We start from the raw sequence: 14,150 nt of genomic DNA on the forward strand, positions 1-14,150 counted from the left end.
CAGCCCGCCCCGGGTTGCTGATATCACGTCAGGAGCCCGCCTCTGTGACTCATAAACCCTGCCGTATTTGTCTCTACTCCCGTTGGGGTGCCACCCTGATTATGCTGGCTGTGCTGGCGACGGTTACATGGCTTAACCTGGGTACCTGATCTCATCGAATATACAGATCATTTTTGATAACAAGCTGGTCTGAAAAAATCATCGTACAGGGCTGGATCTTTGCCACAGTCTGATTAGAATTGCCGGCCAAATTTTGTGGTGTGCGTGGCGTTATGAACGTGACTCGTCAACTGAAAGGTATGGCATTGGATTGGGTGGATCGTGTGGTTCCGGTCCGTCCGGTGGCGCGTGCTGCGGATCAGCAATCGACTCTTGATCGTGAATCCCGCCGGATGCACCTGTACTTCTCCCGTCAGTGTGCATCGTCTATCCAGGTGCGTCGTCATTGTGAACGACTGGGGCTGCGAGTGGTGGAAAAAGATGTTTTGCGCGTTGATGCCTACCGCAATGAGCTGGTGATTGGTGGTGGTGCCCCCCGGGTTCCTTGTCTGCGGGTTGATGGCGATACCGGCAGTCAGTGGTTGTATAGCCCTCAGGCTATTCTGGATTATCTCGATCAGCGCTTCTGAACGTTGACATCGCTGTACAAAAAAGCCCGGTCAGGTTTCTGACCGGGCTTTTTTGTTGGTTTTATCTGGCCGTTTCTGTTGGGCTTGCACGGCCAATCAGCTCCAGTATTACGTTTCTAAAATCCCCGGGATTGATATACACAGGGTTTATTACTGATCCTTTACTCAATATGTAACAGCACGTAAGAAAAGTATCTGTACGTGTGTTCAGTGTTACCTCGTATCCAGATTGGTAGTGTGTTGTTGCCAGCTGATTCTTCCTCTGATTGACCCTCCTACACTCAAGACAGGAATTACAACAAGGCCTGTCTGATGATCATCGCTAACCGCTTCTTCCGTGTATTCTGCAGTGTTTTATTCACTCTGATGGCGGTTATATTTCAGGCTCCTGCTGCGCTGGCCTCACTGCCAGCACTGGACGGTTCCCGAATGCCGTTGCTGGAGCAACAGGCGCTTGAATCGCAATCCTCTGTGACTCATTCCGTCATCAGCAGTGATGCTGATATCAACTCCCTGAGCACCGATGTGGCCGAACAACAGCAGCCGTTGATTGTGATCCGGGTGGCTTTTAACGATCAACCGCTGGTGTATTCCGCCGCACAGTGGCAGCAACAGTTATTTGATGGTAGCCGCAGCGTTGCCGGTTATTTCAACGAAACTTCCTATGGTGTGATGCAGCTGCAAGCGGCTTTTGACGGTGTGATTGACATTCAGCTGGATCAGAATCATCCGGACTTCGGCAGCGCAGCCAGTGGTAACAGTGCGTCACTGGCGCAACAGGTTCTCACTGCCGCCAGCCAGCAAGGTCTGTTGGATGGGCTGCAGCAGCTCGATCTGAATCAGGATGGTCAGCTGGCCACCAGTGAAGCGGCAGTGCTGATTGTGGTTGCCGGTTATGAGCAGGCCTACGCTGGCAGCCGCAGCAGCCATCCTCGTATCTGGGCGCACCAGACCAGTCTGGGATTCTTCCGCCTGGATGGCCTGAAACTGGACAGCTTTGCGATGGTTGGTGAGCAGCACGAAGACCATATGGCAACAATTGGTGTGATCTGCCACGAGCTGGGTCACCTGCTGCTGGGGCTGCCGGATATGCAGGACAATACCGGTATTGCGGAAGGCATTGGCCGCTGGGGCCTGATGGGACTGGGCGGCTGGAATGGTATCGAACAAGCCGGTGACTCTCCTTCCCATTTGCTGGCCTGGTCAAAAGATCGTGCCGGTTTCCTGCAACCGGAAGTCGCTACAGCAGGCGTTTCGGAATGGCAACTGGATCCTGCCAGCGAGTCTGATGATGTGGTGGAAATCCCTTTGGACGAATATCAGCATGGCGAACGGGTGCTGGTTGAATATCGCAATCGCATTGGTTATGACCAGGCCCAGTCAGGTAATCGATTGTTGGTAAGCCAGGTAGATGATCGCCTGTTAGGTCTGGTGGGATCCTCTGCGGTGGTCAGCCAGGCCACGTCTGCCATGTTGTTGAGTGAAGATGAATACAATCTGACCGAGGCATTAGTCGATCAGCCAATTTACTCCAGCGATGGTGGTGAGCTGGTGGCTCTTATCTCTGGTGAACAGCTCGAGGGTGAACAGGCCAGTGAGAATCAGGCGCTGTTGAGGGTAGAGCGCTTCAGCGACGCTGGTGGCCGCAGTTTTGGCTACGATCAGCGTATTGCTACCGGGTTCTGGTCAGCCGGAGTGGATGAGTCGTTGCTGATGCGGGTGGCGCTGTCGGATCTGTCTGCCGTAGAACAACTGGAAGGGCTGGACTTGTTCGCTGCCGCTGGTGGTTCAATCGAGCTGGAGATTCGCTTGTTGGATCAAGCGGATGATCTTTCTGGTGGCGAGCTGTTGTATCAGGACAGCCTGTCTCTGGAAGCTGGCTGGAATCGTATTCTGACTGGTGCCATTGATGTCAGCCAGCAATCCGGTTGGTTGGCCGTGCGCTTTTACGTTGATACTCCTAACGGTACTACTTTAGGGCTGGATACGGTGACTGCGGCCAGCGGCGAGTTGTATCAGGTTTATAACGGTACTGCGGTTGCTGAAGATTATGACCTCAATCTGAAATTGCTTTACCGCACCGGTATGAATATTTCCTATAGCCCTGTGCAACCGGCCAGTGATGCTGCTATCGACGAAAATGCTGTAGTTGATGACAGTGCAGACGTTGCCGAGAGTGGCTCTGATGGCAGCTCTGGCGGTGGTAGTGGTGGCCTGTTGGTAATTCTGGCGGCTGGCTTGTTGCTGGCTCGGCGGGCCGTTAAGCTTGCCTGAAAGCATGCCGGTGTGGCTGCTGCCAACCGGAATGCTGGATGATTCGAATACTCAGGGAATATTGGCTGTGGCTGTTGTTGGTCATTGTGATACTGGGGCTGGAGGCTTGTAAGCCGTGGTTACAGCAATGGCTGCAGTTTGATCGTAACGGCCTGGATCACGGCCAGTTCTGGCGCCTGATTAGCGCTAATTTCACGCATCTTTCTTTCTATCATGCCGCTGGTAACTGTGGTGGTCTGCTACTGGTTGCCTATCTGTTGGGTAACTCGGTCCGTCACTTGAGGGTGTTGCTGCTATTGGGCTGGTGCAGTCTGGCGGTCGGTGCCGGGCTGTATTGGCTGGCACCAGACTTGCGCCAATACGTTGGCTTGTCTGGCGTACTGCACGGCTTGCTGGTAGTCGCCCCGTTCTGGTCACAATTCTACAGTCGCCGTTTTGCCTGGCTGTTTGCGGCGGCGATTAGTCTCAAGGTGCTGTGGGAGCAGTCGCCCTGGTATGACGATATGGCGATGTTTGGATTGATCGGCGGGCGCGTCGAAACCCGGGCACATTTGTTTGGCTTGCTGGCGGGTGGCGCTGCAGTACTGCTTGTGGCAGGCTGGCGACGTTATTTTCAGCCATCAGGACAGGCTCAATGACTTCTGCAAATAAACGCGGCCCCTGGCAAATCACGGAGCAGTCGGTTCGCTACGAAAATCCCTGGATCCGGGTCGATCACCACGAGGTCATCGCACCAACCGGCAAGCCGGGAATTTACGGTACGGTGCACTTCAAAGGCACCGCAGTAGCGATTCTGCCGCTGGCCGATAATGGTGATACCTGGCTGGTGGGGCAGTATCGTTTTCCACTGCAAGTGTATAGCTGGGAATTGCCGATGGGCGGTTGCCCGCGTGATGAAGCACCACTGGACGCTGCAAAGCGTGAGTTAAGGGAAGAAACCGGTCTGCTGGCTGAACACTACCAGTCGTTAGGTTTCTTTCACGTCAGTAATTGCATCACCGATGAGGAAGCCCGCGCATTTCTGGCTACTGGCTTGAGCGAAGGCGAAACCGAATTTGATGACACTGAAGAGCTGGAAATTCGCCGACTGCCGTTTGAAGAGGCGTTAGCCATGACGCTCGATGGCCGAATTACCGACCTAGTCAGTGTGGCGGCGATTCAGCGAGCCCGCTTGCTGGGACTCGCCTGATGGCCGGGTAACGAAATCGCTCAGCTGTTTTCCATTTGCTTGCCAAGGCTGGGTTCGTCGTTTTCCTGACGAAACTGCGCCGGGCTCAGGCCAAGGGATTTCTGGAAGATGCGGTCCAGCGCCCGGCGGCCAGACAAGCCCAGCTGGACGGCAATATCGTCGATGCTGGCCGAGGTCGTGATCAATAACTGACGAGCCTGTTCCAGTCGCACCTGGGTTACCAGCTGCTTCAGAGACGTCTGGTCTTTCTGCAGGTGGCGATTGAGTGTACGGGTGCTGATATTGAAGTGGGCAGCGATGTCTTGTTGGCTGGCAGCCAGTGCCAGTTGACCATTGGCGAGTGCCTTGATGATGTGATCTGACAGCGAACCAGCGCGAGCCAGTTTGCGATGCTGCAGTTCCACTTCGCGACGCATCAACTGGGTGATATTGGGATTGGTATGGTGCAGGCCGAGATCGAGACTTTCCGGGTTCAACTCCAGCGCGCAGACTGGCTGGTTGAAGCTGACATCGGTTTGCCATTGTTGACGATAACGGACGGTGTAATCGGTTTCTGACCAGGGCAGGCCGATGCCTTGCAGTGTCAGCCGGGACCCACACAGCTGCCGTAGCCAGCTCAGCAAGGTACTGATCAGCAGCTCACAGCGCCAGCGGTCGAGCTCGGTTGTAACACTTTCCTTCAGCTCCAGCTTGACTCTCAATGGTCCCATTCGACTGCGGGTCACGTTCACAGCCAGCTGTTCGGACAGCAGGGTGGAATATTTTTCCAGATAATAGAGGCCTTCCCTGAGCGTGTTGCTGCAGAGAAACAGATGGTGGATCGGGGCAGAAATGGAAGGATCAAAACGCAATGGAGGCAGGACACAGCAGTCTTCTTCACTGTGGGCTGCAACCAGATCGCCTAACAGCTGATCGGCCTGATCACTGCTTAACAATGCCGGTTGTTCCTGCACTAGTTGGGCGGAAGCTGGCTGTAAAAAGTCTCTTCGCTGGATCGGCAGGATCTGATGCAGCGGCATCAGGACCAGTGTTGCCAGATATCCTTGTTGAAGCCTCATGGTTGGTTATACTCCCCGATTCGTTACGACAGCTCATATGTAACGGATTGACGTCAGCGGAAGCCGATGCTGTGGCAGCATTCTAATTGATTTTTATATCAATTCAGGCGAATTGGCCGATGATTTCATGAAGTTCATGACAGAGCCAGTGATTCGTTCGGCATTATGCTGCCAATCACCGCACGCTCTATAGTTTGTTTTTGTAAGTAGCGGCTCAAATATGGCGCAAAACTATAGCCGTAACGGTAACAATTTTCAGGAATTTTTTTGTGACCTATACATTGTTTGGTACTGAAGGCTGTCACCTTTGTGAAGACGCTGAGGCTATGCTTGTCACTGCCTCAGGGTTGATCAATATAGAAGTGTGGCAGCAGGATATTGCTGAAGACGAACAGCTGGTCGCTGCCTACGGTCTCAAGATCCCGGTCCTGAAACATGATTCTGATGGCGAAGAGCTGAACTGGCCCTTCGATATGCAACGTCTGCTGGACTGGTTGTCCAGCCATCAAAGCGGTAACAAGGAGTTGAAATGAAAGTTTCTGCAGCCTGGCCATTACTGGCCGTGGGACTGACTGTATTAACCGGTTGTGCTTCGGCACCGCAAATGTCGCCCAAAGGTGCCGCCATTTATGATGCCCTGGCGGCGGATACCCGGGTGCGGACTTGGGCAGACAGCTGTACAGAAGTCAGTATGCTGGCCCAGCGGGCAGCAGAAGATGCCCGTCACAGCTGGTGGAACCGCAACGGTGGCCTGGTTGAAGGCGCTGACTATGGTCTGGCCTGGAGTGCCCTGGGTGTAACTGGCGAACGTCAATACACGGATGCCCGCATGCTGGCGGTGATGACCTGGGATCTGAATGAAAAAGCCGAGCAGGAAGTTGATGCGGCGCTGAAAAATAACCCGGATCGTGAAGATACCTGCATCAAGCAGCTGAACCAGTTCAGCCAGGGTGACCTGGATCTCGACAAGCAGCAACAAACCTATCAGCAATTGCTGGAGCTGCAGCATTTCCGTGAAGCCAAGGGTGACGCGCTGATGATGAAGGAAGCCAGCGTCAAGAATCAGACCCAGGTTGAATATGGTCGTTCTTTCTACGTGGTGGAAAAGTTGGCCAAGCGTTATGCCTGCCCGGATGCCAAGGTCAATCTGCTGCGCAACAACTGGCCCGATGAGGTTTATCTGGCAACCTGTAGCGATGCCAAATCGCTGTTGCTACGTTGCGAGTGGGGCAACTGCATGATCGTCGACTGATCCGTCGATAATCTTGTTCCGTCTTACAGAGCCTGGCCAGTGCCAGGCTCTGTCGTTTGTGGCGTCGATCATTTATGCAACCGGCTCGCCAGCTTCATCTTTTTCGACAATATCGGTTTCCAGTTTCGACAGCTCCAGCCACAGCTGCATCGCCGGGTGACTACGCAGGGTCTGGGCGTATTGTTCTGCCAGCGGTTGCAGCGTGATGCCATAGCTCGGGAAGCGGAATACCACGGGTGCAAACATCACATCAACGATGCTGAATTCACCAAATAGGTACGGCCCTTGTGCCTTGTATTGCTCGCGCAGTTCAGTCCAAAGCTGATTGATGCGAGCGATGTTCTGGTGGGCCGCCGCTGACAGCTCGACTTTACGTTGGGCGCGCAGGTTCATTGGCAGTTCATTACGGATGGCGTTAAAACCCGAGTGCATTTCAGCGGCGACTGAGCGGGCGCGGGCACGAGCAGCAGCATTTGCTGGCCAGCCTTTGCCATCCAGATACTGTTCATTGATGTATTCACAAATCGCCAGAGAATCCCAAACCAGCAACTCGTCGCCGTCCTGGTTATCAATTAGCAGCGGTACCATGCCGGCGGCTTGTGGATATTTCGCTAACTGGGCACGGAAGTCATCGGTATCCAGCACGTACTGATGCTCGTTAAACGGGATGTCCCAGGCTTTTAACATCAGCCAGCCGCGCAGTGACCAGGTCGAGTAGTTCTTGTTGCCGATGAGCAGTTCCATAAATGTCGTCCTTTGTTGAGTCTGTGCTGTTATCTCAGTGGTTGTCAGTGTGCAGAAGTTAAACCTGTGAGACTATCGAATCGTTTTCATGGAACTCATCAGCAATTCAAATAGGTTTGTGCATGGATATCGATGCCCTTCGAAGCTTTGTGGCGTTTATTGAAACCGGCTCGTTTACGCAGGCGGCGGCACGGGTGTTCCGTACCCAGAGTGCGGTCAGTATGCAGATGAAAAAGCTGGAGTCGGATATTGGCCAGGCCTTGTTCCAGAAACAGGGCCGTAATGTCGCGCTGACGGATCAGGGACGCATGTTGGCCAGTTATGCCCGCCGGATTCTGGTGATGCACGATGAAGCCATGGGCCAGTTGGCCAGTGGTGCGGTGGTGTCGCCATTGCGGATTGGCTGCCCGGACGATTATGTCGAGTCGATTCTGACCAGTTTGCTGGCACTGATTCGGCAGCGGCTGCCGGATATGGGCTTTCAGGTGCACTGCGATCACAGTGGTGAGCTTCGTCGCTTGTTGAGTGCCGGTAGCATCGACGCCGCGATTTTGACCAGTGCGCCGGACCAGGAAGAAGGTTATCTGTTGCATCAGGACGTCGGCGTCTGGATGCATGGTGGTTTCCCGGAATTACTGGATGCCATGCGGGTGCCGTTGATTCTGTATGAGGCGACCTGCAAGTTTCACTCGGCGGCGATTGATGGCATGGACAAGCTGGGGCGGCCGTACGATCTGGTCTGCGCTACCCAAAGCGCAACGACAATCAAATCCTTGTTGAAGCAGGGCATGGGCATTACCGCGATGGCGCGCAGTTCACGTAGTGAGGGGATCTTTGAATTTGATCTGCACAAGCACCAGCAGTTACCGGTACTGCCATCGGTCGATATTGTCTTGCAGTTGGGTACTCATACCCATTCGTTGTTTGGCCATAAAACTGCGGCTGAGGTCAGTCGGGCCTTTCACCAGCAGATGCAGCTGGGAGGCTGGAGTCGTGAAAGCAATCAAGTACAACAAAATTACCAGCAACGAGAGTTTGTCTGACAACTGCCAGCTCCAATAAAAAACCCGCCGCAGCGGGTTTTTTATGACTCAAGCGAAGCCGGGCTTACTTGGAAGCTTCAACGATACGCTTCATGTCAGTCATGTAGCCACGCAGCTCGGCACCAACCCACTCAACAGGGTGGTTACGGATGGCTTCGTTAACTTCGATCAGACGCGCGTTGTCAACAGAGTTGGACTTCACGTTCAGACCTTTACCGATCACGTCAGTGCTGATGTGCGGCATGAACTTCTCGCGCAGCAGCGGTACGGCAGCGTGAGAGAACAGGTAGTTACCGTATTCAGCAGTGTCGGAGATCACAACGTTCATCTCGTACAGCTTGCGACGAGCGATGGTGTTGGCGATCAGTGGGGTTTCGTGCAGAGACTCGTAGTAAGCAGACTCTTCAACGATGCCGGACTCAACCATGGATTCGAACGCCAGTTCTACACCAGCCTTGATCATGGCAACCAGCATGATGCCGTGGTCGAAGTATTCCTGCTCATCGATTTCAACGTCAGAAGCTGGAGCTTTTTCGAAACCGGTTTCGGCAGTTTCTTCACGCCATTTCAGCAGGTTGGCATCGTTATTGGCCCAGTCTTCCATCATGGTGCGGGAGAATTCGCCAGAAATAATGTCTGCCTGGTGCTTGCGGAACAGCGGACGCATCAGTTCTTTCAGGTCTTCCGCCATGTCGAAAGCTTCGATTTTGGCCGGGTTGGACAGACGGTCCATCATGTTGGTGATGCCGCCGTACTTCAGCGCTTCAGTCACGGTTTCCCAACCGTACTGGATCAGCTTGGCTGCGTAGCCTTCGTCGATACCGTCTTCAACCATTTTCTCGAAGCCCAGGATGGCGCCAGTCTGCAGCATGCCGCACAGAATGGTTTGTTCGCCCATCAGGTCAGACTTAACTTCGGCAACGAAAGAAGATTCCAGACAGCCGGCGCGGTGACCACCGGTCGCGGCAGCCCATGCTTTGGCGATATCCCAGCCTTCACCTTTTGGATCGTTTTCAGGGTGAACGGCGATCAGGGTAGGAACACCGAAACCACGCTTGTATTCTTCACGTACTTCGGAACCCGGGCACTTCGGCGCAACCATCACAACGGTCAGGTCTTCACGGATCTGCATGCCTTCTTCAACCACGTTGAAGCCGTGGGAGTAACCTAGGCAAGCGCCTTCTTTCATCAGTGGCATAACGGTGTTAACCACGTCAGTGTGCTGCTTGTCTGGAGTCAGGTTCATCACCAGGTCGGCAGTCGGGATTAGTTCTTCGTAAGTGCCAACAGTGAAACCGTTGTCAGAAGCGTTTTTCCAGGACTGACGCTTTTCTGCGATAGCAGCAGCGCGCAGGGCGTAGGAAACGTCCAGACCGGAGTCACGCATGTTCAGACCCTGGTTCAGACCCTGGGCACCACAACCAACGATGACCACTTTTTTGCCTTTCAGGAATTCAGCTTCGGATGCGAATTCTTCGCGATCCATGAAACGGCAGCGACCCAGCTGGTCCAGTTTTTCACGCAGGTTCAGCGTGTTGAAGTAGTTGTTACCCATGACGGGAATCCTCATTACAGGGGTTCTGAATATAGTAGCGGCACGCCGTTTTGGGTCATGCGGACCCGGGCGTACTCTGATGTACTGTTTTCGACGCGGGCCATGGTAGGGCAAGCTGTACGTTGCGTAAAATGCTATATTTGCGCGGGTGTCTTGCAAATTTTGCAACGTCGGCGCTAATGTCATTGGCATGGCCCGGAAGACTTCTTGCCAGAGCTGTGAATATTTATGGAATACAAGGACTTGCAGGCCTTTATTACGCTTTCTTCAACCTTGCATCTGGGGCGGGCAGCAGAACTCCTGCATATGAGTGCATCGACTCTCAGCCGGCGGCTGGCGCGAATGGAAGAAGAAATCGGTGCCACGCTGATGTCGCGAGACAGCTCGCCGCTGGAATTGACCATCGCGGGAGAGCGGTTTCGCCGCCATGCCGAACAAACCCTGTTCGACTGGCAGACCCTGCGTAACGAGGTCAAAACCGGTGTCAGTGATCTGGCAGGTCAACTGACCTTGTTCTGTTCGGTTACGGCCAGTTTTACGGTGTTGCCGGATTTGCTGTCGCGTTTCAGGGAGCAGTATCCCAATGTTGATCTGAATATTCTGACCGGCGACGCCGCCGAGTCGATTCCGCGGCTGGCCTCCAGTGATGCCGACCTGGTGGTCGCCGCACGTCCGGAAACCCTTGAGCAGGGTCTGACCTTTCGGGCGCTGACTTCCAGTCCATTGCTGTTTATTGCGCCGCGAAATATGGCCGTGATTCCCGCGCTGACCAAAGGTGAACCGGACTGGCCCAATGTTCCCATGGTGTTGTCGTCTACCGGACTGGCGCGCTCGCGGGTTGAACAGTGGTTTGCCGACAAGCAGTTAAAACCTCATATCTATGCTCAGGTATCAGGTAATGAAGCGATCGTTAGTATGGTGTCTCTGGGGGTTGGTGTTGGAGTGGTGCCCGAGCTGGTGTTGCGCAACAGCCCGGTGGCTTCCAGGGTGCGGGTGATGTCGGTGCAGCCAGAACTGGAGCCTTTCCTGATTGGTCTATGCTGTCACTCCCATCGACTGCAGGAGCCACTGATTCAGGCGCTCTGGAAGACAGCATTTGATGGATAGCGCATAATGCGGCTACCCGTTGGCTGGATCAGAGGCAATAGGCTCCGATAAACCGGGAGCAATCCAGCCACATTTCTAATGAGGATTGTTTTGACCCATGAACCATTTCGATCACCCTACTGAAGACTCGTCAGTCGACGATCATCACGCCGTAGAAAACGAACCCAGAAAACCAGGCTGGAAAGGTGGCAAGGGCATTTACCTGTTGCCAAATCTGTTCACAACGGCGGCGTTGTTTTCCGGCTTCTACGCCATTATTGCAGCGATGAACGGTCACTTTGAAAAAGCCGCTGTGGCTATTTTTGTGGCGATGATTCTGGATGGCCTGGACGGCCGGGTTGCCCGACTGACCAATACCCAGAGTGACTTCGGCGCTGAGTACGACAGTCTGTCGGATATGGTGTCCTTTGGTATGGCGCCCGCGTTGGTCGCCTTCAGCTGGGCGCTGCAGGATCTCGGTAAAGTCGGCTGGGTTGCGGCCTTTGTTTATGCTGCTGGTGCGGCTCTGCGACTGGCACGCTTTAATACCCAGTTGGCAGTGGCGGATAAAAACTTCTTCACGGGGTTGGCCAGTCCTTCGGCGGCGGCTTTGGTCGCCGGTACCGTTTGGATGTTCAGTGACGCCGGTGTGCCGGGTAGTGACGTTGCCTGGTTGATGGCGGTTCTGGTGCCGGTAGCTGGTTTGCTGATGGTCAGTAACGTGCGTTACCACAGCTTCAAAGGATTGGATCTGCGTGGCAAAGTACCGTTTGTCGCCTTGCTGGCGGTCGTGTTGGTGTTTGTGGTGGTTTCGATTGACCCGGCCAAAGTATTGCTGCTGTTCTTCTTTGTTTATTCGATGTCTGGCCCGGCATTTGAAGCCTGGGATCGCTGGATTAAGAAAAAGGCATAATTTGTTGTAAGAAACAGCGGAATTCTTCGACTCCGGGTAATCAAAGATTATCTTGCCAGAGGGCAAACAGGAGTCGAAGAATGCTGATCAAGATGCGCAAGACCAGCGATCCGCTGGCGTCAGAAATAACCTCGCAAAGTACTTATCTGAATCGTCGCCAATTTATGGCGGCTTCTTCCCTGACTCTGGCAGGTGCCAGCTTACTCTCGGCGGGCTCTGCTTCTGCTTTGGTGATGCGTGATACTTCCTCGTCAGCAGCCAGGCCTGAATGGTTGGCCAAACAAATCCTGCAGGCGAAAGATTCCCCATGGGGCAGTGATGAAGTGCCTGCGCCCTACAGTGCGATTACCAACTACAACAATTTTTACGAATTCGGTTATGACAAGGATGATCCGGCGCGTTATGCCAGCAAACTGATAACGGACCCATGGTCCGTCAAGGTCGAAGGTGCTTGTGAAAATCCGGGTACGCTGTCGCTGGAGGACTTACTTAAGGGCATCGCACTGGAAGAGCGAATCTATCGCCTGCGTTGTGTCGAGGCCTGGTCGATGGTGATTCCCTGGATTGGCTTTCCACTGGCTGACCTGCTGAAACGTTTCAAACCCTTGTCTTCTGCCAAATACGTGCAATTTCAGACGCTGGTCGACAAAAGCCAAATGCCGGAACAGCGCAGCCGTTTTGCCCTGATCGATTGGCCGTATCAGGAAGCATTGCGTATGGATGAGGCGATGCATCCGCTAACCATTATGGCCGTTGGCTTATATGGGGAAATTCTTCCGAATCAGAACGGTGCGCCGCTGCGCCTGGTTGTACCGTGGAAATACGGCTTCAAGAGTATCAAGTCGATCGTTGGCATCCGCTTTACCGAACAACAACCTAACACCACCTGGAGTGACATCGCCGCCAATGAATATGGCTTCTACGCCAACGTGAATCCACAAGTGGATCACCCACGCTGGAGCCAGGCTCACGAACGTCGCTTGCCGAGTGGCTTATTGGCACCCAACAGAATCGAAACCCGGATGTTTAATGGTTACGGCGAAGAGGTCGCATCCTTGTATAGCGGTATGGATCTGAAAAAGTTCTATTGAGAGATCCGGACAATGAATAAATCACTCCGTAAGCTGCTGGTTTTTACGTTGGGGCTTTTGCCTTTGTTGTGGATCGGCTGGAAAGTCGTACGACTACAAATGGGAGAGTGGGATGTACTGGGGCCAGAACCAGGAAGGGCTATTGTTTTCTTCACCGGGACCTGGACCTTTGTTTTTCTGCTGCTGGGACTCTCCTGCTCGACCTTGAGGCGATTGGGTGTGGCACAGCTCATGTTGCATCGACGCATGATAGGTTTGTTTGCATTCTTCTACGCGACCTTGCACCTGCTCTCGTATATGGCTTTCTTGTTGGCCTGGCAGTGGAGTGACATCCTCAGTGAAGTTATCGAACGGCCGTATCTGACCTTTGGCTTTATTGCCTGGCTGTTACTGCTACCGCTGGCTGCTACATCCATGAATTATTGGCAGCGTAAACTGGGAAGGCGATGGAGAACTCTTCATCAGCTGGTTTATGTCGTTGGCGTTTTGGTCGCCGTGCATTATTTGCTGCAGATTCGTTCAAACTGGTTCGAACCGGTTCTGTATTCTTCTCTGATGGCTGCACTGCTATTGGAACGTTTGGCTTTGGTGGCTAAAAAACGTCGATTATTTGCCCTGTAAAAAAACTTTCACAAAGAGATTGACTCAAAATGAGGCGTCCCTATAATGCGCGCCTCTTCACTGCTTCGGCAGCGAAGGACGGCGAAAAGAGTGTGTTTAACCGCTCGGGTCGCCGGATTCTTTTGAGTCTCCTGGATGTTTGTAGTCGGGTAGGCTGAAAAGAAAAACTTCAATCAGGTGTTGATCTTCCAGATTATTCGCGTATTATTCGCCGCCTTGATTCGAGATGCTCGGTTGTTTGATTGAGTGTTTCGGCTGTAAGTGATTGTTTTTGAAAGAGATTTTAAAAATAACGCTTGACAGTGAAAAATGGCGCTGTAGAATACGCGCCTCGTTTCGGATAAGTCTGAAGCGGTTGAGGGTTTGGTTTCGGTGGTTGGTTTTAATCGAAACGATTTGAAAAAAACTTCTTGACACCGGGCTTTGATTCAGTAGAATGTGCAGCCCGATTCGACGACAGGTCGAACAGTTCTTTAAAAATTCAGCATTAAGTAATTCGTGTGGGTGCTTACTGAGACGATTTGTAGTCACAAATTATCAAGTAAGAACTCGTCGATAATTCATTTACGTGAATGTTAACAGTTTTATTCTTGAGCAAGATTTAGATTGGATATTCCACCAATCGAAACTTTTTAAACTGAAGAGTTTGATCATGGCTCAGATTGAACGCTGGCGGCAGGCTTAACACATGCAAG

14 protein-coding genes are annotated in these 14,150 nt (G+C 53.1%); 11 read left to right on the forward strand and 3 right to left on the reverse strand.

Going from position 1 to position 14,150, the window contains the following annotated elements; all coding sequences use genetic code 11:
- The first annotated feature begins 272 nt into the window (after window positions 1-272).
- From K6123_RS09430 to K6123_RS09445, 4 genes are all read left to right on the forward strand, one after another.
- The gene (locus K6123_RS09430; protein ID WP_221796983.1) at window positions 273-629 is read left to right on the forward strand and encodes a glutaredoxin family protein; all 357 of its coding nucleotides are present in this window, start codon (window positions 273-275) and stop codon (window positions 627-629) included.
- A gap of 312 nt (window positions 630-941) precedes the next feature.
- Window positions 942-2,903, forward strand: a complete 1,962-nt coding sequence (locus K6123_RS09435; protein WP_221796985.1) for a M6 family metalloprotease domain-containing protein — start codon at window positions 942-944, stop codon at window positions 2,901-2,903.
- A gap of 38 nt (window positions 2,904-2,941) precedes the next feature.
- Window positions 2,942-3,541 (forward strand): rhombosortase, encoded by a 600-nt coding sequence (gene rrtA / locus K6123_RS09440; RefSeq protein WP_221796987.1) that lies wholly within the window; start codon window positions 2,942-2,944, stop codon window positions 3,539-3,541.
- Window positions 3,538-4,092: an NUDIX domain-containing protein gene (locus K6123_RS09445; protein ID WP_221796989.1), complete on the forward strand. Its 555-nt coding sequence runs from the start codon at window positions 3,538-3,540 to the stop codon at window positions 4,090-4,092. The genes rrtA and K6123_RS09445 overlap by 4 nt, the downstream gene beginning before the upstream one ends.
- A 20-nt stretch (window positions 4,093-4,112) precedes the next feature.
- On the opposite strand, the gene K6123_RS09450 is transcribed toward K6123_RS09445, so the two are convergent.
- Window positions 4,113-5,150 (reverse strand): AraC family transcriptional regulator, encoded by a 1,038-nt coding sequence (locus K6123_RS09450; protein WP_221796991.1) that lies wholly within the window; start codon window positions 5,148-5,150, stop codon window positions 4,113-4,115.
- A 269-nt stretch (window positions 5,151-5,419) separates the two neighbouring features.
- Between K6123_RS09450 and K6123_RS09455 the strand changes: the two genes are divergently transcribed.
- Both K6123_RS09455 and K6123_RS09460 read left to right on the forward strand, forming a co-directional pair.
- Window positions 5,420-5,683 carry a glutaredoxin family protein gene (locus K6123_RS09455; RefSeq protein ID WP_221796993.1) on the forward strand — a complete coding sequence of 88 codons (264 nt, stop codon included), beginning with the start codon at window positions 5,420-5,422 and terminating at the stop codon, window positions 5,681-5,683.
- Complete coding sequence (locus tag K6123_RS09460; RefSeq protein ID WP_221796995.1) at window positions 5,680-6,402, forward strand: hypothetical protein; 723 nt, start codon at window positions 5,680-5,682, stop codon at window positions 6,400-6,402. Before K6123_RS09455 ends, K6123_RS09460 begins: the two co-directional genes overlap by 4 nt.
- Window positions 6,403-6,474: 72 nt before the next feature.
- On the opposite strand, the gene K6123_RS09465 is transcribed toward K6123_RS09460, so the two are convergent.
- Window positions 6,475-7,146 (reverse strand): glutathione S-transferase family protein, encoded by a 672-nt coding sequence (locus tag K6123_RS09465; RefSeq protein WP_221796997.1) that lies wholly within the window; start codon window positions 7,144-7,146, stop codon window positions 6,475-6,477.
- Window positions 7,147-7,268: 122 nt separating this feature from the next.
- Here K6123_RS09465 and K6123_RS09470 point away from each other — a divergent pair, with 122 nt between their 5' ends.
- Window positions 7,269-8,189 (forward strand): LysR family transcriptional regulator, encoded by a 921-nt coding sequence (locus K6123_RS09470; RefSeq protein WP_221796999.1) that lies wholly within the window; start codon window positions 7,269-7,271, stop codon window positions 8,187-8,189.
- A gap of 64 nt (window positions 8,190-8,253) precedes the next feature.
- Here K6123_RS09470 and ilvC read toward each other — a convergent pair whose 3' ends face one another.
- A complete protein-coding gene (gene ilvC, locus K6123_RS09475) occupies window positions 8,254-9,744 on the reverse strand; it encodes a ketol-acid reductoisomerase (RefSeq protein WP_221797001.1) in 1,491 nt (496 codons plus the stop codon).
- A gap of 228 nt (window positions 9,745-9,972) precedes the next feature.
- Between ilvC and ilvY the strand changes: the two genes are divergently transcribed.
- The 4 genes from ilvY to K6123_RS09495 all read left to right on the forward strand — a co-directional run bounded on the left by ilvY (window position 9,973) and on the right by K6123_RS09495 (window position 13,455).
- On the forward strand, window positions 9,973-10,851 hold the full coding sequence (gene ilvY / locus K6123_RS09480) for an HTH-type transcriptional activator IlvY (protein ID WP_221797003.1): 879 nt from the start codon (window positions 9,973-9,975) through the stop codon (window positions 10,849-10,851).
- Window positions 10,852-10,948: 97 nt separating this feature from the next.
- Complete coding sequence (pssA, locus tag K6123_RS09485) at window positions 10,949-11,743, forward strand: CDP-diacylglycerol--serine O-phosphatidyltransferase (protein ID WP_221797005.1); 795 nt, start codon at window positions 10,949-10,951, stop codon at window positions 11,741-11,743.
- Window positions 11,744-11,823: 80 nt separating this feature from the next.
- On the forward strand, window positions 11,824-12,834 hold the full coding sequence (gene msrP / locus K6123_RS09490) for a protein-methionine-sulfoxide reductase catalytic subunit MsrP (RefSeq protein WP_221797006.1): 1,011 nt from the start codon (window positions 11,824-11,826) through the stop codon (window positions 12,832-12,834).
- Window positions 12,835-12,846: 12 nt separating this feature from the next.
- Window positions 12,847-13,455 (forward strand): protein-methionine-sulfoxide reductase heme-binding subunit MsrQ, encoded by a 609-nt coding sequence (locus tag K6123_RS09495; protein WP_221797007.1) that lies wholly within the window; start codon window positions 12,847-12,849, stop codon window positions 13,453-13,455.
- The last annotated feature ends 695 nt before the right edge of the window (window positions 13,456-14,150 follow it).

Origin of the sequence: Oceanobacter mangrovi, assembly GCF_019740315.1 — a bacterium.
GTDB classification, from domain to species: domain Bacteria; phylum Pseudomonadota; class Gammaproteobacteria; order Pseudomonadales; family Oceanobacteraceae; genus Oceanobacter; species Oceanobacter mangrovi.